The sequence below is a fragment of the Acinetobacter sp. yr461 genome (assembly GCF_900110445.1).
GTDB lineage: Bacteria > Pseudomonadota > Gammaproteobacteria > Pseudomonadales > Moraxellaceae > Acinetobacter > Acinetobacter calcoaceticus.
The window spans coordinates 38,235-57,927 of the sequence record NZ_FODU01000017.1; the positions used below are offsets into that span (position 1 = coordinate 38,235).

Sequence of the window (19,693 nt, forward strand, 5' to 3'; positions counted from 1 at the left end):
TTATAAGGTTTTAATTACATGAATAAAATCATCAAAAACGGCATATTTTTAGGGTTATCGACTTTGATTGCAGGTTATGGAACTGTCCTTCATGCCGAAGTAACCCCATCTAATTTACCTACTGTCTCACAAAAAGCGTTAACGATTATTGATGGACAAACAGAATGGTTAAGTAAAGTTTATAAAGATATTCATGAGCACCCTGAACTTGGGTTTATGGAAACGCGTACCTCTGCCATTGTTGCCAAAGAGCTTAAGTCATTAGGGTTTGATGTTAAAACTGGAATAGCAAAAACAGGCGTGGTTGGAATTTTAAAAAACGGTGATGGGCCAACGGTCATGTACCGTGCCGACATGGATGCCAATACTGTTCAAGAAGCGACTGGCTTACCTTATGCAAGTAAAGTACGGGTTAAACTCGATGATGGAACCGAAACGCCTGTTGCACACATGTGTGGTCATGATGCGCATGTGACATGGATGCTGAGTATGGCAAAAACCTTAGTGGCTTTGAAAAAGGAATGGAGCGGAACTATTATTTTAGTCGCACAACCTGCTGAAGAGCCTATAACGGGTGCTAAAGCCATGGTGACTGATGGTTTGTGGACCAAATATAATTTACCAAAACCTGATTATTTCTTTGCAGTGCATACTACACCAGCACCTGTTGGAGTCGTCATTAATGCACCGGGACCACGTATGGCGGGAACCGACCAGCTCGATATTTTATTTAAAGGCGTGGGTGGGCATGGGTCATTACCAATGCTAACCAAAAATCCAATTAGTATGGCGGCAAATGCAGTAACTCAATATCAAACTATTATGGGGAACGCAGTCGACCCTCAACAAGCAGCAGTTTTATCGATTGGCTCAATCCAAGCTGGAAATTCGAATAACGTGATTCCTTCTACTGCACTGGTCAAAATGAACTTGCGTTGGTTTGACCCAAAAGTACGCGAAACCATGTTAAATAATATTAAATCCATGAGCGAAGGTGCTGCCGAAATGCAGGGCATGGGTAAAGACCAATTGCCTACTTTTACCTTTAAAGGTTCAAGTACGCCTGTAGTCAATAATAAAGAATTCTCTGCGCGTTTAAATGGACCACTAAAAGCTTTGCTAGGCGACAAACATGTTCTAACTGATTATCCCGCCGTTATGGGTTCTGAAGATGTTCATCATCTCTTAGGTGACCAAAAAGACATTCCGTTTAACTTTATGTTCATTGGTGTGGCAGATCCTGTTGTGTTTGCCAATGCAGTAAAACAAGGCAAACCTGTGCCTTATATTCCGCATAGTCCGAACTATGTTGTAGATTTAAAAGCCTTGCCGGTCGGGGCTAAAGTCACCACAGTCTCTATGCTCGAACTGTTAAATAAAAAATAAGATGCTCATAAAAAAAAGATGCACATGGAGGCATCTTTTTTTATCTAAAATTTTTAGAAACTTAAGAACAAGACAGATGTTTTTCCCGATAGTGTAGTGGTGATAAATCTGTCCAGCGTCGAAAAGCGCGGGTAAAACTACTCACATCGGTAAAGCCAAGAATATAGGCAATTTCGGTAATATTGTGGCTTGAATTTTTGATATAAGACAAAGCCAGTTCGTGCCGTGTATTGTCGAGTAGCTCGCTATAAGAGGTATTTTCTGCCGAAAGCTTGCGTTGCAGACTACGTATACTTAAGCCTAAACTTTTCGCAACGTCTTGCTGTTGAAAGTCACCTGTAGATAATTTTTCAATGAGTTTTACTTTCACACGAGCCAATATATTTTCTTTATCAAACCGAGCGAGATAACGATTAATAATCTCATCATATTCTTGGGTGAGGTGTGGATTCCCACCATCTAAAGGCTGCTCTATGGTGGCTGTGTCAAACACAATCATGTCTTTGGGTGCATTAAATACAATCGGGGCTTTTAAAATACTCTGAAAAGTTTCTAAATCTTGTGGCTCTGAACGTCTCAGTTCAATGCGTAAGGGCGAAAAAACAGAACCTTGTAACGCACGGCTTGAACGAATAAAAACAGAGATAAATGCATCGATAGATTCGGGTTGAACTTCGTCGGGAACATGAATAACGAAATAATGATTTTTGTCATCTCCATAAAATTCAAGTTCAGGAATGTCAGTCACTATACGGAAGTAACGAATAATTCTTAAAAACATTTCTTTTAGTGTGGTGCTGGTAATGAGTGAATGCCCCAACACATGAAATGTATTTTGGTTGACTTGGCTGGCAACTTTAAGGCCAAAGCACGAGTCTTGAGTCGCTTGAACGGCTAATTTCCATAAATTCGCAGTTTGTTTTAATGAATAGCGCGCATCTGGATCGTTTAATGCCTGAACATCTAAACCTGCTTGTTTTAATAAAGGTTGGCTATCCACACCTGCTTTCTCAAGCGCTTTTTGAATCGCTTTAACCCAGCTAGCCAGTGCCGTTGCTGTCTGTGGCATGTTATGTCCTATAACTTGTGACTCATATTCCTGTGAACATTATAAAAGATTCAAAACTAAAAAAACTTTTGTTTGTTTTGAATATTTTTATTTTGGCATCCATAGCCAATAGATTGGCGTTTCGAGCTAAGCGTACAAACATAGATATAAATAAAGTAGGGGCATGAGAAAACTGAGGAATAACGGATGACCAACATATATAAAAATCCTGCTGGAATGAGCGATAGCGAAAAAACGGAACACATTAAAAAAGTGGTCACAGCGGAAGGAGTAGCTTTACGCAAGCGCCATCCCATTTTGAACCATCAAAATGCAATAGGGGCGATGATTCTATTTGTTTCCCTCGTTGGAATGATTGCTACGGCCGTACTCTATATCAATCATCAGCTTTCAGCGTGGTTCGCAATTCCGATTATTGCGTTTTTTGCATCTCTTACCCACGAGTTAGAACACGACCTCATTCACTGGATGTATTTTAGAAAAAAACCATGGGCACATCACCTTATGATGGGCTTAGTGTGGTTAGCTCGCCCAAGCACGATTAACCCGTGGAAACGCCGTGAGCTTCATTTTAATCACCATAAAAATTCAGGCACTGAAGTCGATTTAGAAGAAAGAGCGCTAACCAATGGAGAGCAGTGGAGCATACGCCGACTCATCGCCATCGGTGATAATGGCTTTGCAGTTTTGCTACGCATTATTGCTGCAAGCAATTGGACTGTTAGAAAAGTTATTTTTAAACGTGCGTTCTTAGCTTATTTTCCACTTGGCATTATTCATTGGTCTCATTGGTATATCTTCTTAGGCTTCCATGCAGTTGATATGGTTTCAAGCTTGGCAAATGCACCGATAGCATGGTCAGCTACAACCCTAAATGTTATGCATGTGATTAATATTCTGACTGTGGTGTGGATTGCACCGAATGTGCTGCGTACTTTCTGCCTGCACTTTGTGACCAGCAATATGCATTACTACGGTGATGTTGAATTGGGCAATGTGATTCAACAAACGCAAGTGTTAACACCGTGGTGGATGATGCCGTTCCAACTCTTTTGCTTTAACTTTGGTTCGACGCATGCTATTCATCATTTTGTGGTGAAAGAACCATTCTACATTCGACAAATGACTGCGCCTGTTGCCCATAAAGTCATGCGTGATATGGGTGTTCGATTTAACGATGTCGGAACATTTAAAAGAGCAAATCGTTGGAATGTAAATAATTTATCTGAATCGAATACTTAACAAATAGATTCTTAGCTCGCTTGAATGGACTGAGTTCTGTACACAGGACTCAGTCTCCATACTCTACAGTTTCTTAAAAATGAAGTGGCTCTACTGAAACTGAGTAAAAAGAAGAATCACACCTAAAGCACATAAAATTGAACCAATCACCTTATTAATTTGCACTTGCTTGGCTAACATTTTCTGTCTCAACAGCATTGATGAAAACAGCACAGCCACTAGTGAAAACCATACAAAATGTGCAAATGACATAAAAAAGCCATAAGCCAAAAGAATCGATTTAGGCGTAGTTAAACTCACAATTTGGGTATAAGTACTGATCACGAATAGCGTGGTTTTCGGGTTGAGGGCATTAGTAAAAAAGCCATACTTTAGAGCTTGAAAAGTACCTATAGCGGTTAAAGCAGCATTGTCTAAAACAGGTTTTTGAGTAAAGGTTTTATAGCCAATATAGATCAGGTAAAGTGCACCAATATATTTAAAAATATTCAAAATTTGCGGCATATAAGTCATCACAAACGCAACAGCCACAAGTGTATAGGTCACATGCACCAACACGCCAAGCGATATTCCGAGTGAAGTGAAAACACCTATTTTTCTACCGTATAGATAACTATTTTTAGTGACAATCGCGAAGTCAGCGCCGGGGCTTACCACTGCTAAAATCGTAATTAGAATAACTGCAATAAACTCTGCCATTATCTTGTGCCCTCACTGAAAACGAGGGGATTGGTCTGTACTTTTTGGAATGTATTAAAGAAGGAGGATCTTTTGCTTAAAGCAGCTATTCTTTCAGAATAAGAAATTGTATTTATACGTTCGTGAAGATAGATATCGATATTCAATATGTTTTTCATCATCTAAAATGGGGTTTAATAAAGATGATTTTTATTTTGAACAGAAACCTAAAAATAAAAATCGATAAAAATGACTAACCACTTATGAGTTTTTGGAATGATTGAAAGAATATCGCTGAATTCATTAAAATTTTTCTATTTTGTGGCGAAGTATGGCAGCGTCACTTTAGCTGCAAAGAAATTATTTGTGACGCAAAGTGCAGTCAGTAAACAGATTTATAATTTAGAAGAAGCTTTAAATACGGCTTTGTTCGATCGAAAAAATAAAACACTTGTGATGACTGAGCAGGGTGAAATTTTATTGAGTTGTTGCCATCAAGTTTTTGGTCAACTCGATGAGTGTTTAATAGGGCTAAGCCAGCCTAAAGCTCATAACAAACAACTGGTTTTGTCGTGTGAACCGACGCTTTCCATGAAATGGCTTATTCCACGGTTATCGAAGTTTAAAAAGCTCGGTCATGATTTTGAGGTGGTGTTACTCACAGCAGGCGGAGTAGTCGACTTTGAAAAAGATAATATTGATATCGCGATTCGCAGAAATGATTTTGAATGGGGAGAGCATATCTATAGCGAGAAAATTGCCAACGAATATATCGCAATGATTCAAGCAACAAAGTCATCTGAAACCGAAGATGTACTCATCTCGACCTCTAGACCGAATTTTTTCAAAAGCGTTAGCCGCATTGCTGAGTTAAAGCAGAGCTTAAAAGGCTACACCAAAGTTGAACTTGAACATTTTTATCTATGTTTAGAAGGCTGTTTAGCTGGACTCGGCGCAACGGTCATCTCAATTTATATGATTGAAAAAGAGCTTGAGTGGAACTTACTGCAAAAAAATTCACCAGTTGTACAAGACGGTTCAGCCTATTTTTTACTTTCTCACAGTGCTTTTGAGGAAGATTCACGTAAAACCATATTTTTAGAATGGCTAAAAGCAGAGATGAATGAGAGTCAGCATAAATTACTTTAAGTCTAGGCATTTCATCTAAAGTTATATTATTTAAATTATTGAAAGTAATAATAAATATTTGAGTTTGTAAAGGTGGTTTGCGAGCGCCGTATATTGAATTTTTTGCTATCTAAAATTCCTCAAGATGAAAAATATTTAACTTCATACTTATTTATTAAACCCTAAACATGAATTTAACTCAGTTTTGAATGAGACTAAATCATTTTTATTCATGTTGTGATTGCGGTATAAATCTATTCACGCTCTGAAGCGTTCTAGTCATTCAGTTTTGATAAGACCATAAGGCACAAATCTGACAAGGCTGGAAAGTTTAAAAAGAGTTCGAAATATTTTTAGGTTTATCTCAGAAATTAGGGTACTGATCAAAATGAGTAAAGAATTTACATTTACGATTAAGAGTATTTGTTTCGATGAAAACTATCGTCCAGCAGACAATACGCGTATTACAACCAACTTTGCTAACTTAGCAAGAGGGATGAGCCGTCAAGAGAATCTGCGCAACACATTACAGATGATCGACAATCGTTTTAATACTTTAGCTCATTGGGACAACCCTAAAGGCGATCGCTATGGCGTTGAGCTTGAAATCATTTCAGTTGAAATGAATGTTGATGCTGCAAGCCATAACAGTGCGCTTCCTTTAATCGAAATATTGAAAACCAATATTGTTGATAAAAAGACTAATGAACGCATTGAAGGCATTGTAGGCAATAACTTCTCGTCTTATGTACGTGACTATGACTTTAGTGTGCTTTTGTTAGACCACAATAAAAATCAGTCTACTTTTAGCACTCCAGAGAAATTTGGCGAATTGCACGGTAATTTGTTTAAGAGCTTTATTAACTCTGAGACTTACAGAGCAAACTTTAAAAAAGCGCCAGTGATTTGCTTAAGTGTTTCAACCACTAAAGTGTACCACCGCACTGAAAATGAACATCCAGTTTTGGGTGTGGAATATAAGCAAGAAGACTATTCATTAACTGATGAATATTTCCAAAAAATGGGCTTAAAAGTTCGCTATTTCATGCCGAAAAACAGTGCTGCACCTTTGGCGTTCTATTTTACGGGTGATTTGCTGAGTGATTACACCAACCTTGAGTTGATCAGCACTATCAGCACCATGGAATCGTTCCAAAAGATTTACCGCCCTGAAATTTACAACGCAAATTCAGTTGCTGGAAAATCTTATCAGCCAAGTTTGAAGAATGAAGATTACTCACTTACTCGAATTGTGTATGACCGAGAAGAACGTAGCCGTTTGGCTATTGAGCAGGGGAAGTTTGTTGAAGAGCAATTTATCAAACCATACCAAGCGATTCTTGAGCAGTGGTCTGCTAATTACGCTCCTAATTAATCAACATACGGGTCATTGATCATGAAAAAATTATTACCAACTTCAACTGCTGGCAGCTTACCTAAACCGTCTTGGCTTGCAGAACCTGAAAAGCTTTGGTCGCCTTGGAAACTCGAAAACGAAGGCCTGATTGAAGGTAAAAAAGACGCGTTACGTTTGGCGTTGCACGAACAACAACTTGCTGGCATCGACATTGTGAGCGATGGCGAACAAACCCGCCAACACTTTGTGACCACATTTATTGAACACTTAAATGGCGTAGATTTTGAGAAGCGTGAAACCGTTCGTATTCGTGACCGTTACGATGCAAGCGTACCGTCTGTTGTGGGTGCTGTGTCTCGTCAAAAGCCTGTGTTTGTTGAAGATGCCAAGTTCTTACGTCAGCAAACTAATCAACCAATTAAGTGGGCGCTACCTGGCCCAATGACCATGATTGATACGCTTTACGATGGTCACTACAAGAGCCGTGAAAAACTTGCTTGGGAATTTGCTAAAATTTTGAACCAAGAAGCGCGTGAGTTAGAAGCTGCTGGTGTAGACATTATTCAGTTTGACGAACCTGCATTTAACGTATTCTTTGACGAAGTAAATGACTGGGGTGTTGCGACTTTAGAGCGTGCAATTGAAGGTCTAAAATGTGAAACTGCGGTCCACATTTGCTACGGTTACGGTATTAAAGCCAACACTGACTGGAAAAAGACACTCGGTTCGGAATGGCGCCAATACGAAGAAGCTTTCCCGAAACTGCAAAAATCTAACATCGATATCATTTCGTTAGAATGTCACAACTCACATGTGCCTATCGATTTACTTGAACTTATTCGCGGTAAAAAAGTCATGGTCGGCGCAATTGATGTTGCATCTAACCAGATTGAAACACCAGAAGAAGTTGCCAATACACTTCGTAAAGCACTTCAGTTTGTAGATGCCGACAAACTTTATCCTTGCACAAACTGTGGCATGGCACCTCTTTCTCGTGAAGTGGCACGTGGCAAGTTAAATGCTTTAAGTGCAGGTGCAGAAATCGTTCGTAGAGAACTTACGGGTTTTGAACTCTCTGCTTAATATTTACCAATAAGTGGTATAAAGGGTTACTTTTTTGATGTGAGTTGATAATCAAACAAGTAACCCTCATTTTACTTACTACATGTCGTTCTACTCAGAACGCATGTCGATCAAGTACCTTCCTGATGGAGTTGGGCGGTATAGCAAACACTCAGGACAAGGTACGGTTCAATTTAGGAATAATGTCATGGTTCAAGCAACAGACTTTAGAAATGCAATGTCTTTACTCACAAGTGCGGTTAGTGTTGTGACTACGGCAGGCATGTCTGGCCGTTTTGGATTTACTGCCTCTGCTGTTTGTAGTGTGACCGACACACCTCCGACATTATTGGTCTGTATGAACCAATCTGCGAGCTCACATGCACATTTCCTAGATAACAAAATCTTAACTGTGAATGTTTTAGGCGCACACCACGAACATATTTCAAAAGCGTTTTCATCTAAACTCACGCCAGAAGAACGCTTTAAACATGGCGAATGGATTGAGTTAGAAACAGGTTCACCTGTTTTGGACGATGCTTTGGTCAGTTTCGATTGCGAGATTGAGCAAATTCAACAAGTGGGCACACACACGATTCTGATTTGTCCGATTGTTGCGATTAAACAAAGCCAGCATGACCAAAGTTTGGTTTATTTTAACCGCGCTTATCACCAAGTGGGGCAGACGGAAACTGTCTAAATCGACTTTCCACTTTGTACTCTCACATTAAAAGTTAAAAGATAGAAATGAATAAGCATGGATCGCTTCATTTTAATTTAAAAATACAATTAAATATAATATCTAAAATAATAATTAAGTTAATCTAATGAAAAATAATAATAAATTTAAATACTTGTCATAAAAGCTACATTGACACCTACCAACTCTCGGATTATCCTTTGCCTGCTGGCCTACATTGCCAGCCGGCTTTGACAGGCTGATTTTTCGAGTACATTGAAAAAACTTGTTTTTTTGATGTATACCCACTCGTCTCCCTTTTTGTAGCGGTAGGACGGAAGGGGGACGCCTTGTGCGTGCTGGGTTCTCGAAAACCAGTCTGTCAACCCTCTTTCGTTCTGCCACCATAATTCCAAATGAATGCTTTGGCAGAACTTCCAAAATCAGGAGTTGGCTATGCACATCTATTATTTCTTGGCCTTGAGTGCCAAAGGTTATAACGACACAGCTTAAAAATTTAAAGCAGCTTGAACGCCATAAGGTTTTCAGGCTTTAAGTCTTTTTTACTTAAAACTTAGCAATAACAAAACTTGAGATGTGCCAAGCACTGTCTTATGGCTTTGCTGTGCTTTTTTTTCTCCCAGAAAGGGCACAGGCTTTTTATCTCATTTAGAAACAACAAGAATTTATAACGGTAAAACTATGCCAACTTTAGAAATATCTTCCAAAAAATTAAAAGTTATTCATAGCGCAGTAGATCTATTTAATCTCTATGGATTTCACAACACGGGCGTAGACCTGATTGCCAAAGAAACTAAAATTCCGAAAGCCACGCTTTATAACTACTTTCACTCAAAAGAGCGTTTGGTTGAAACATGCATAAGCTTTCAAAAAAGCCGACTGAAAGAAGAAGTTCTGGCAATTGTCTACTCACACCGTTACTCAAAACCAAGCGATAAACTCAAAGAAATTGTGCGTTTACATGTCGATGTAAACAGCCTTTACCACCTTTTGTTTAAGGCCATTTTTGAAATAAAACAGCTTTATCCAACGGCTTACCGCATGGCCGTTGAATATCGAAAATGGCTACTTCGAGAGCTTTTTGATCTGGTCTTTAGTCTGGAAACCAATGGATTTAATCCCGATGCTAATATGGTTCTAAACTTAATTGATGGCTTGATGCTACAGGTTTTAAGTTCAAATCGTGTGGATGAAAGGGATGTGGTGTTGGAGAAGTTTTGGGGGAGGGGGTAGTAATATTTTTAGAGGAATAATTAGAAATTTTTAGTAAATATTCATATAGTATTTTAGCTGTTATTCTCAATAATTAAAGTCCTAATAGCGATGAAGTTTTAGGAAATTTTTTATAATATTATTATTGATAAAAGTGGTACTATTTTGCTTTAGAGAGGTAATTAGCAATATTAAATAATTATTAATATATTCTTTATTTTAAAAATTGATTTTAAGTGTAATTGATGTATTTTTGCTATATTACCAATAGGTAAAAATTGAGTTTCATTCTATTTGGTGGAAATAATTAAGTGCTCATAGATAATATAATTGAAAAAATTGATGAGGGTGGTCCTAGAAGTTATTACTCATTTGAAACCTTTATTCTTCATTTATTGAAGTATCATATTGAAAAGCAAAACAAAAAATTCATTATAAATCTGGGGCATAATTCTGCAGGTGATGGTTTAGCTCCTGCAGGTTTTGATGATTTTTTTGGTCCAACATTAATAGAAATAAAGTTCAATCTAGCTAAACAATCTATTCCTTTAATGGTAGATAAGCTTTGCTATCAAATTTCTTCAAGAATTGATGAAGTTGGTTTAACGGATTTAATTATAATTTCTGCGAAACCTATACCTGAAAAAGTACGTAAAAAAATTTTTATGCATTTTGAACCGATATCAATGCCATTCAAAATACATATTTGGGGGCCAGATGAAATAAATAAAATTGCGAGTAAACATAGGGCTAAGGTAAATGAAATAGCAAATAATCTATTTGCTTTAAGGTTAGAGTCAGCTGTTAGCAAACCAGCGCTTGATTGGAAATATGAAAGAGAAAAGATTGTTAATAATTTAAAAGAATCCTATCAAAAGGGGCACTTCTCACTTTTCTTGGGCGCTGGTGTATCAAGTAGTGCAGGAATGCCTGATTGGAATAAATTATTGGGCTCATTATTTGTAACTTATTTAACGCAAGAATTTGATAGTGATGTTGATGTATCGGATGATGATATTAGTGAATTAGTAGATCGATTGAATGCTGTAGATGAACCATCTGCTTTAATGGCAGCTAGATATTTACGAAAAGGTCTTGTAAAAAGTTCGACAGAAGCACGTGAATTCAAAGAGGCTATTACAAAAAATCTTTATAAACTTCGTGATTTAGATTTTGATATAAACTCAAGATTAATTAAGGCAATTGCTTCAATGTGTATACCTCGTAGGACAGGAGCAAAAGTAAGATCAGTAATAACTTATAATTTTGATGATCTTTTGGAAAGACAATTAACTGCTAATAATATACTTCATAGTTGTATCTATTCTGATCGGGAAAGCTACGATCCTGATGAATTACCTGTGTATCATGTGCATGGTTTTTTACCCGAAGATCTAGATACATATGACGGACTTGATAACTCAACTTTAGTTTTTTCAGAAGAAGGTTATCACCAAATCTATTCAGATACATATCATTGGTCTAATTTGGTTCAATTAAATAGCCTTCGAGAGAATAACTGTTTAATGGTTGGCCTTTCTATGACTGACCCAAATCTTCGTAGATTGTTAGATATATCTGCAAGGAATATTGAAAAAAGCAAACATTATGCTTTTATGAAGCGTTTAACAATAGAAAACTTTGCTTATGATAATAAAAAAAGCACTACAACTCCTGTTGTCAAAAATATTGAGGGAGCAGAAAAATTTTTGCAACGACATCATAATCTTAATGAGGAGCTCATGAGAGAACTAGGTGTAACAATTATATGGTATGAAGATTATGAAGATATTCCATTTATAATTGAAGAAGTTACCCGATATTAGGTAAATATAAAGTAGTAGTTGACTAATAAACACTACAATTATTTATATAGTCTTTGCTATGTATTATTAGGCAGGTTGGAATATTTTGAGAGTTTAGAAAAGAATGTCAAAAAATAAAAAAGATGGCTCAAGTTTAAATGCTGAAAAATCTAAAAACACCTTAACCCTTGATAAGGTTAAAGCTCTCTCGAGAATGCCCGTCAGTAATGTTGATACGAATATTGGAAAGATTTTTTTATTTCCTTTAACACTTGGAGCTATTGAAAAATATCAGAATATTGATGAGGAATTTGCGATAGACAGAATTCGTACATTCTTGCCAATAATTTCAAGTCTATCATCTGATAAAAGTGAAGCGAAAATAAATACTGATCAGGTAGCACAATTGTCTGATAAAGAAATAGATTTAGTTTCAGAGGTTTATGCGTTATCCAGTCAATTTAAACCGCTACACGAAAGTTCGGAAACCGAAAATGGATTTGTTCGTGTTGAAGGTGAAAGTTATACAGAGTTTCTAGATAGGCTACTTAAAGAAGAAGTTAAAAGGGCTCAAAAGCAATTTCATCAAGTATATGCTCAAGCCCTCACTTCAACGCAGGGAATTTTTGACCAAGTTCGTAAAAGTAGTTTGGAGCTTGGTAAATCATGGCAACAGTACGAGCAATTAAAAAAAACTGCTTCGCCATCTATGCCTTTGTTTTCAGAACTTAAAACGGAAACATTAAAAGTAGATTCAAAATTAGTTGAACATGCAAAAATACGAGCTAAAGAATATGCTCAAGATCGAGAAATGATCCATCTTACAGGACAAATGACAGCTCAGTCGGCAAAAACGCTTCAGGAACTTGCTAATGCCGCGGCCACATTATTGGAAAGGTTGGATCAAAGAGATAAAGAGGCAAAAAATACTACTAAAATACAGTTATGGTTTGCAGTGGGTTCATTAATTATTTCAACTCTATTAGCTGGAGCATCCGTTTATCAGGATTATCAAAACAATAAATCAGGAGATAAATGGCAATCTACTCTTTTAAATGAAATTCACACATTAAATAAGCAAAATGTGGATGAGGAGGTGCGATCTGTGAAAGAGGAAAATCAAAAGCTAATTAATCGCATTGCGGTAATGGAATCAGCGTTAAAGGAATACAGAGAAACTCAAAAATATTAGTTTAATAATGTTTCTCATTTATCATGTGATGGATTATGTAAATTTAAAAAATAAAAATCATCTATTATGAGGTGGTTTTTGATTCAAAGAAATTTCAGCTATAATTTTTGCTATAAGTTTAAACTTTCTAGTTTAACGCACCATTAGTTTGTTAGTCATTTAGCTGTATATTAAAAAAGATTTTTATAGAGCTTAAGCTCACGACCAGCTCATCTGCTGGTCATGTAAAGTAAAAGATTATTCTTAACCTCTATAAAGAACTTCCATACTCCACATATCCATCTTCAATTGCAGGAATAATCTCTACAAACTCAAAGTAGGGCACTGTACAAAACTCAGAGTCTCGAATCGCATCAATCACAAAATAATAATCTTGCAAAGATGTCGTCTCAAACACAGCAATATCACTCGCTTTAGCACTAAATGCTTCAACGTCATACCATCGAACTTTTACAGTCGGGTACTTCTTAAAAATAGGCTCAAGCTTCTGTGCACTAAACTCAGCCCGTTTTTCACGGGCTACAGCCAACCAAGCGGGCAAAGCTCTTAAATGAATAAAAAAAGTATAGGTTCTAGACATAACCACTCCATGACTGAGTCGAGTTTTAGTTCAAATGAAAAGGCAGCATTTACTTGTCATATCAAAATGACTCAGTCAGTATATGAGTGATTACTCACATTAAATACTCGTATTTCGGCTCATGTCAGAAACACTTCCAGACCCACGTAAACGCCCGCGTCAAGCACGCTCAGTGGCTACATTTGAAGCTATTTTAGAGGCGGCTGCTCGCATTTTAGAGTCGTTAGGCTTTGCTGGATTTAACACAAATGCCGTGGCTGAGCTTGCTGGCGTAAGTATTGGTAGCCTATATCAATACTTTCCATCTAAAGATGCTTTAATAGTCGAGTTAATTCGACGTGAGCGCGCTGAGCTTGCAAAACGTATAGTTGATGCCATACAGCAAAGTGATGCCACAGACTTAAAAGAAAAACTAAAACTCATCATCCAAGCTGCTGTGCAACATCAATTGAGCCGTCCGCAGTTGGCACGAACTCTAGAGTTTGCGTCTGAAATCATTGGTAAAGACACTGAGGAAAATGAGCTTCAACACGAACTTGAAACCATAATTTCTGACCTGTTTAAACGTTCTGGCGTTTCACATGCACAGACAGCCGCACAAGATGTGATTGCTCTAAGTAAAGGAATGATCAACGCGGCAGGCATAGCAGGGGAAAATGATTTAAATTATTTACAGCAGCGCGTTGAAAAAGCTGTATTTGGTTATTTGGATTTAACTTAAAGATTAGAATAAAAGCTAATGTTTATCACAACAAATATTCTTGAAGCTCTTTTTCAATCGTTTCACTAATCAACGTTGAATAGTCACTATCCTTAGTATCTAAATGACGCATTAACCACACATCTTGTTTTAAAGTTTGCTCAGGTAGTATGGGTACTAAACCCGAAGCCTTTGCAACAAAACAAGGCAGGGCTGTAATTCCTTGTCCTTCAAGCGCTGCTAATAATTGCGAGTGCATGTTATCAAAAGACAAAGCAGGGGCTGCATCTTGGGTGAGTTCACGCATCCATTGTGCTAAGAAAGTATATTGAAGGCTTCGGTCCCAACCGATTATACGATGATTCAATAAATCATCCATTTCAGTATGTTCTGTGAAACTGGCGAGATAATCTTTACTACCATAAAGTCCATACTCCAGTTGTCCAAGTCGCCGAATAATGTAACGCCCGCTTTCTGGACGAACAAGTCGAAGAATAATGTCAGCTTCCCGTCGGGAAAAATCAACAGGAACGACACTCGTTGAGATTTCTAATTGTAAATCTGGATGCTTCAGTTGTAATGCCGTTAGCTTTGATTGGAGCAACTGTTGCCCGATTAACTCAGGTAAAGCAATGCGGAACAGTGATTGCTGTCCTTGATCGTTGTAACGCTCCATCGCTATTAAATGCTCTTCTGCTTTTTCAGCCAAAGCAAAAAAATGTTTTCCAACGTGGGTGAGTGTATAGCCATCACTGTCTCGAGAAAAAAGAATCGCATTGAGACTTTTCTCCAGTTCAGCAGCTCTGCGATGTACGGTAGAAACACTAATACCAAGCAATTTTGCACTGCGGCTTAATCCGCCAGTTCGCCCTATAGCTAACAAAATTTTAGTATCGTCCCAGTTCATACCTTTCCATATTTAAAAAATGCGTTTGCAATAAAAACTATAGTATCCCCAGTGTTTAGATTTATACAATTCAAACAACCACTACAGGGACTCAAAACTCATTATATGAGTCGACTATAAACTTTTTAGAGCTGTGATATGTGTTGCTGCAACTAAATAAGATTTTCTGGTTATGGCGGGAGCTATTTCTAAGATCACAATGTTAATAACAAAGGAGTTGTGCCATGACGACCATTTATGTGGTTGATGCATTTACGACCCAACCAAATACAGGAAATCGAGCAGGGGTTGTTCTAGATGCTGATCATCTTAAAACTCAAGAGATGCAAGATATTGCTGCATTCGCAGGGTATTCAGAAACAGCCTTTGTTTTGTCAGCTAAAGATCAAAGCCATGACATACATGTTCGATATTTTACGCCTACAAATGAAGTCCCGATCTGTGGACATGCGACGATTGCTACTCATTTTTTACGTGCAACTACAGGCCACCAATCAGACTATCCATTAATCGCAAAAACGGGGGCAGGTCATTTACCCGTTTCAATATTTGGAAGTCCAGAAGAATTATTGGTGAAAATGACTCAAGGTCGCGTAGAGTTTTTACCACCTTTTAGTGCGAATCAAAGGACTGAACTTGCAAATGCGCTGGGTGTGAGTGAAAGTGATTTTGCTGACTTGCCAATACAAGTTGTCACGACGGGGCATTCCAAGGTGATGGTGCCAATGTTGAGCAGAAGTAAGCTTGATGGATTAATTCCAAACAATGAAAACTGAAAGCTATTAGTGCTGAAATAGGTTGCAATGGTTTTTTCCCATTTGTCTTGGAAGGTACTAAGCAAGAACCTATTACGTATGGTCGAATGTTCGCACCCGCAATCGGTATTAATGAAGATCCTGTAACTGGTAATGCAAATGGTCCAGCAGGAGCATACCTTGTTCACCACGATTTAATCGAATGTGACCAGAAAGTTAGCTATTGGGGGTATCAAGGCCTCGCAATACAAAAACCGGGGCGGGTTCTAGTGACAGTTGAGAAAACAGATTCAATATTACACGTTAGCATTGCAGGACAAGCGGTTTTAGTTGGCTCAGTTTTGTACTCGGGAAAAGATTGATTATATTTAAGAAGTTATGACATCTTGCTAGTTTTAAAGCAGTTCTTCTATTTACAGCAGCGAGTTGAAAAGACTTTATTGGGTTATTTGGATTTGATTTAAAGAACACATATTTTTATAAATATTTAGATATAAAATAATTGCTGCTAGAGCATACGTATTGTGTTGTAAAAAATAGAAAATATTTTATTCATTTAATATGTTTTTAATCATATGTTTTAATTTTATTTTAAATTAATCATTATTGATGAATTTAAATAAATAATATATTTTTGAATGTACATATTTAAAAGTTTATAGCCTGCCGCTTCCCCAAGAGGTAGGTTTTTTTTATGAGAATTATTTATTCTAATTTTTGAGTTTTATAGATTTTTTGTAGGTATTTAATTGGTTTTAAATATGTATGTTTAAAACTTAATTTTATAATTTAAATTATAAGAAAATTAAATATTTAGTTGCTAGTGCTGAAAACTAATCATTTTTTACTTTATTTTTTTGCAAAGAAAATTATTCTGAAAATTATTTATTTAAAGTATGGAATTTAATATTTTTGATAATTTTTTACTGAGTTTTGGATTGTTTTACAATATTTCAAGAGATTAGATCTTCTAATGAGTAAATTGCCTTTTTCCCACAATGATTTCCAACTTATAATCAAATCAGGTACGAAGTTTTTTTTATATTTTTGTATTGCTTCTAGTGTATCAATATCAATTACAAAGGCAGAGACCGCGTCTGTTAACTCGGGAAAAAGCTTAACAAAAAAAGTTTCTCAACTCTTTAAACCCACGCCCGATGAAAGCTACCGATCTGTCGATTTCCAAAAATTAAGCAATTTAGGGTTTGATCAGAGCCAATTTCAACGGCTAGGAAATGATGGGAGCTATTTACCGACTTCAACTGCCATGTGGAATAATCAAGTCAGTTTAATTGATGCGATTCAATATGCAGTTCAACGAAATCCTAATATTTCTCAAGCCATTTCCACTTTAGCTGGTCAAAACGCGGGTATTGATTTTGCTAAGGCGGGCTATTATCCCCAGCTTTCAGGTGGAATAACCACAGGTGATTTGAGTAGTGGTGAGCGGGGAAGACAGTTACTCACATTATCTGCGACTCAAATGCTTTTTGATTTTGGCAAAGTCAAATCAGGTGTATCGGTTCAGCAAGCCAAAGTACAAGTCGAGCAGGCCAATGTGCTGGTCAGCATTGATGATATTGCACTCGATGTGGCTCAGTCGATTGTCAATATTCAGCGTTACCTTCAATTAAATAAAATTGCTGAGCAGCAAATTGCCGGGATTCAGCGTATTCAGGAAATTGCCAATTTACGTGCAAATGCCGGTATTAGTAGCCAAGCTGACCCAGTTCAGGCACAAACATATTTAGAATCTGCACAGTCGACACTCATTGCTCAACAATCTTTATTACGCCAGTACCAGCAACATTTAAGAACTCTGATCGGAGTAGATGTTTTTAATAAGGCGTGGGTCATTCCTGATGATTTGGTAAAGCAGTCTGGTCTCTATAGTGAGCCTGAGTTTAATACCATTCCAAAAATGATCGCGGCTCAAGCTGGGGTTGAAGTGGCTAAAGCACAAAAAGAACAGACTCGTTTAACACGTTATCCAACCTTGTCCGTCAAAGGTTCCTTAAGTCAGGCCATTAATGGCAGAAATCCAAACAATGATAAAGATGACGGCTTATATAGCTCGGTCATGCTTGAAGCAACCAGTCAGTTTTATCAAGGTGGGGCCGTTTCTTCTCAGGTCAAAATGGCAAGCTATGCAGAAGAAGCAGCTAAATCTCAGGTCAATTCAGTCTATATGGATGTTCTCGATCAGATCAGAACCAGCCGTGAGCAAATTGAAAATAAACAACGCCAAATGCAGGTGCTGACCAATCGTCAAGCCACTACGGTTCGTACACGTGAACTTTATCAAGAGCAATACAAACTTGGTACACGCTCATTGGTTGACTTATTGAATGCAGAGCAGGCCATTCATAGTGCCAATTCAGAACTCGAATCTGCACGTTATGACATCTACAACAGTATTGTTCAGTACATTTCGGCAACAGGACGTTCGCGCCAAGCCTATGGCCTAAATAATATTTCAATTCAGGGGTTCGAAGTACAACCATGATGACAAAAATAAACTACCAGCCCTGGTTACAGGCGGTCTTAACGATTGCTAAACATTATCGAATTGAGCCTTCAGAAGAAAGAATCCGTTTACAACTTGACTGGAACCAAAATCAAAACCTTGATGATGTTTTACAGCTAATGACACGTCAGGTTGGACTAAACCTACGTAAAGTACCGTTTTCACTAGAGCTACTGAATCCGTGGCGGCTACCTGTTATGGTCGAATTTCATGACGGACAGGTCGGTATTATTGATAAAGCCGATACCCAAGGTAATGTCAGTATCCAGTTTAGTGGGGATCAGGGCCTTTCTCAAAATTTAAGCCTAGATGTCTTAAAAAATACCATTAAGAATGTCTATATCCTGCGTCCTGAAAGCTCTATTCCCGACGCGCGTATTGATGAATATATCAAACCCTATGAAGCAAGCTGGTTCTGGTCAATTGTACTAAGAGACTGGAAACGCTACGTTGATATTATGTTTGCCTCACTCATTGCCAATATTTTGGCTTTGGCAACCATTATTTTCTCAATGCAAGTCTATGACCGCGTTGTGCCATCACAGTCTGTTCCAACCTTATGGGTGCTGGCTGGTGGTGTACTGATTGCTGCTATTTTTGAGTTTATCTTACGTGTGTCCCGAGTTTATCTATCCGATATTATTGGTAAACGTGCAGATTTACTTGTTTCTGACCGTGTATTTGGTCACGCCTTACGTATCAAAAATAAAGATCGTTCAAAGTCTACCGGTAGTTTTATTTCCCAGATTCGTGAGCTCGAAGGTGTTCGTGAATTGGTGACTTCTACCACCATTAGTGCAATTGCCGATTTCCCATTCTTTTTCCTGTTCCTGACCATCTTTGCCATTATTGGCGGAAAGCTGTTTTGGGTGATGTTGCTGGTTGTGCCGCTTATGATTTTGCCGGGTCTTCTGGTGCAGAAAAAGTTAGCGCAATTGGCACAAGAAGGCATGAGAGAATCTTCAATCCGGAATGCCATTCTGGTTGAAGCGGTGCAGGGTATTGAAGATATCAAGCTATTACGTGCTGAATCGCGTTTCCAAAACCAATGGAATCACATGAATGAAGTTTCAGCCGATATTGGTATGAAACAACGTAAAATTGTCGGTACCTTAATGGCATGGACCCAAAAGATTCAGGGCTTAACCTATGCAATTGTGGTTTTGGTGGGATGTTTTGCAGTGATGGAGGGTGAAATGACCACGGGTGCATTAGTGGCCTGTTCAATTTTATCGTCACGCATGTTGGCGCCGATTGCACAAATTACGGGTGTATTGGGGCGTTTACAGCAGGCGAAGGTTGCAAAACAAAGCTTAGATGAGCTTATGCAACGTCCGATTGATCAGGCTGACCGTTCACATCTGGTACATAAAGCTGCTTTAAATGGCGACTA

16 protein-coding genes and 1 pseudogene are annotated in these 19,693 nt (G+C 37.9%); 13 read left to right on the top strand and 4 right to left on the bottom strand.

Features of this window, described 5'->3' with window-relative positions; genetic code table 11:
* Positions 1 to 18 precede the first annotated feature (18 nt).
* The gene (locus tag BMW38_RS16800; RefSeq protein WP_092710179.1) at positions 19 to 1,386 is read left to right on the top strand and encodes an amidohydrolase; all 1,368 of its coding nucleotides are present in this window, start codon (positions 19 to 21) and stop codon (positions 1,384 to 1,386) included.
* 61 nt (positions 1,387 to 1,447) lie between these two features.
* Here the strand turns inward: BMW38_RS16800 and BMW38_RS16805 are convergent, their stop codons facing one another.
* Complete coding sequence (locus BMW38_RS16805; protein WP_092710182.1) at positions 1,448 to 2,455, bottom strand: AraC family transcriptional regulator; 1,008 nt, start codon at positions 2,453 to 2,455, stop codon at positions 1,448 to 1,450.
* 216 nt (positions 2,456 to 2,671) lie between these two features.
* Between BMW38_RS16805 and BMW38_RS16810 the strand changes: the two genes are divergently transcribed.
* The gene (locus BMW38_RS16810) at positions 2,672 to 3,697 is read left to right on the top strand and encodes a fatty acid desaturase (RefSeq protein ID WP_092710217.1); all 1,026 of its coding nucleotides are present in this window, start codon (positions 2,672 to 2,674) and stop codon (positions 3,695 to 3,697) included.
* A gap of 90 nt (positions 3,698 to 3,787) precedes the next feature.
* Here BMW38_RS16810 and BMW38_RS16815 read toward each other — a convergent pair whose 3' ends face one another.
* The gene (locus tag BMW38_RS16815; RefSeq protein WP_092710183.1) at positions 3,788 to 4,396 is read right to left on the bottom strand and encodes a LysE family translocator; all 609 of its coding nucleotides are present in this window, start codon (positions 4,394 to 4,396) and stop codon (positions 3,788 to 3,790) included.
* A gap of 255 nt (positions 4,397 to 4,651) precedes the next feature.
* On the opposite strand from BMW38_RS16815, the gene BMW38_RS16820 reads away from it, so the two are divergent.
* From BMW38_RS16820 to BMW38_RS16855, 7 genes are all read left to right on the top strand, one after another.
* Positions 4,652 to 5,524, top strand: coding sequence for a LysR family transcriptional regulator (locus tag BMW38_RS16820; RefSeq protein ID WP_092710186.1), 873 nt, complete (start codon positions 4,652 to 4,654; stop codon positions 5,522 to 5,524).
* A 367-nt stretch (positions 5,525 to 5,891) separates the two neighbouring features.
* The gene (locus BMW38_RS16825; RefSeq protein WP_092710189.1) at positions 5,892 to 6,878 is read left to right on the top strand and encodes a DUF1852 domain-containing protein; all 987 of its coding nucleotides are present in this window, start codon (positions 5,892 to 5,894) and stop codon (positions 6,876 to 6,878) included.
* A gap of 21 nt (positions 6,879 to 6,899) precedes the next feature.
* Positions 6,900 to 7,943: a methionine synthase gene (locus BMW38_RS16830; RefSeq protein ID WP_005048816.1), complete on the top strand. Its 1,044-nt coding sequence runs from the start codon at positions 6,900 to 6,902 to the stop codon at positions 7,941 to 7,943.
* 187 nt (positions 7,944 to 8,130) lie between these two features.
* Positions 8,131 to 8,622, top strand: a complete 492-nt coding sequence (locus tag BMW38_RS16835; RefSeq protein WP_092710192.1) for a flavin reductase — start codon at positions 8,131 to 8,133, stop codon at positions 8,620 to 8,622.
* A 681-nt stretch (positions 8,623 to 9,303) separates the two neighbouring features.
* A complete protein-coding gene (locus BMW38_RS16845; protein WP_213031190.1) occupies positions 9,304 to 9,855 on the top strand; it encodes a TetR/AcrR family transcriptional regulator in 552 nt (183 codons plus the stop codon).
* Between the two features lie 290 nt (positions 9,856 to 10,145).
* Entirely contained in the window at positions 10,146 to 11,660 is a 1,515-nt protein-coding gene (locus tag BMW38_RS16850; protein WP_092710198.1) for an SIR2 family protein, read from the top strand.
* Between the two features lie 103 nt (positions 11,661 to 11,763).
* Positions 11,764 to 12,831: a hypothetical protein gene (locus BMW38_RS16855; RefSeq protein WP_092710200.1), complete on the top strand. Its 1,068-nt coding sequence runs from the start codon at positions 11,764 to 11,766 to the stop codon at positions 12,829 to 12,831.
* Positions 12,832 to 13,081: 250 nt separating this feature from the next.
* Here BMW38_RS16855 and BMW38_RS16860 read toward each other — a convergent pair whose 3' ends face one another.
* Complete coding sequence (locus BMW38_RS16860; protein ID WP_092710203.1) at positions 13,082 to 13,411, bottom strand: darcynin family protein; 330 nt, start codon at positions 13,409 to 13,411, stop codon at positions 13,082 to 13,084.
* A 121-nt stretch (positions 13,412 to 13,532) separates the two neighbouring features.
* On the opposite strand from BMW38_RS16860, the gene BMW38_RS16865 reads away from it, so the two are divergent.
* Complete coding sequence (locus BMW38_RS16865) at positions 13,533 to 14,132, top strand: TetR/AcrR family transcriptional regulator (RefSeq protein WP_092710205.1); 600 nt, start codon at positions 13,533 to 13,535, stop codon at positions 14,130 to 14,132.
* 25 nt (positions 14,133 to 14,157) lie between these two features.
* Here the strand turns inward: BMW38_RS16865 and BMW38_RS16870 are convergent, their stop codons facing one another.
* Positions 14,158 to 15,018: a LysR family transcriptional regulator gene (locus tag BMW38_RS16870; protein ID WP_092710207.1), complete on the bottom strand. Its 861-nt coding sequence runs from the start codon at positions 15,016 to 15,018 to the stop codon at positions 14,158 to 14,160.
* 224 nt (positions 15,019 to 15,242) lie between these two features.
* Here BMW38_RS16870 and BMW38_RS16875 point away from each other — a divergent pair.
* From BMW38_RS16875 to BMW38_RS16885, 3 genes and pseudogenes are all read left to right on the top strand, one after another.
* Positions 15,243 to 16,135 (top strand): annotated as a pseudogene (locus BMW38_RS16875) (PhzF family isomerase).
* A gap of 611 nt (positions 16,136 to 16,746) precedes the next feature.
* Positions 16,747 to 18,279 (top strand): TolC family outer membrane protein, encoded by a 1,533-nt coding sequence (locus BMW38_RS16880; protein ID WP_199991526.1) that lies wholly within the window; start codon positions 16,747 to 16,749, stop codon positions 18,277 to 18,279.
* On the top strand, positions 18,276 to 19,693 hold a 1,418-nt coding region (locus tag BMW38_RS16885; RefSeq protein WP_092710210.1), incomplete at its 3' end, for an ABC transporter transmembrane domain-containing protein. The genes BMW38_RS16880 and BMW38_RS16885, both read left to right, overlap by 4 nt.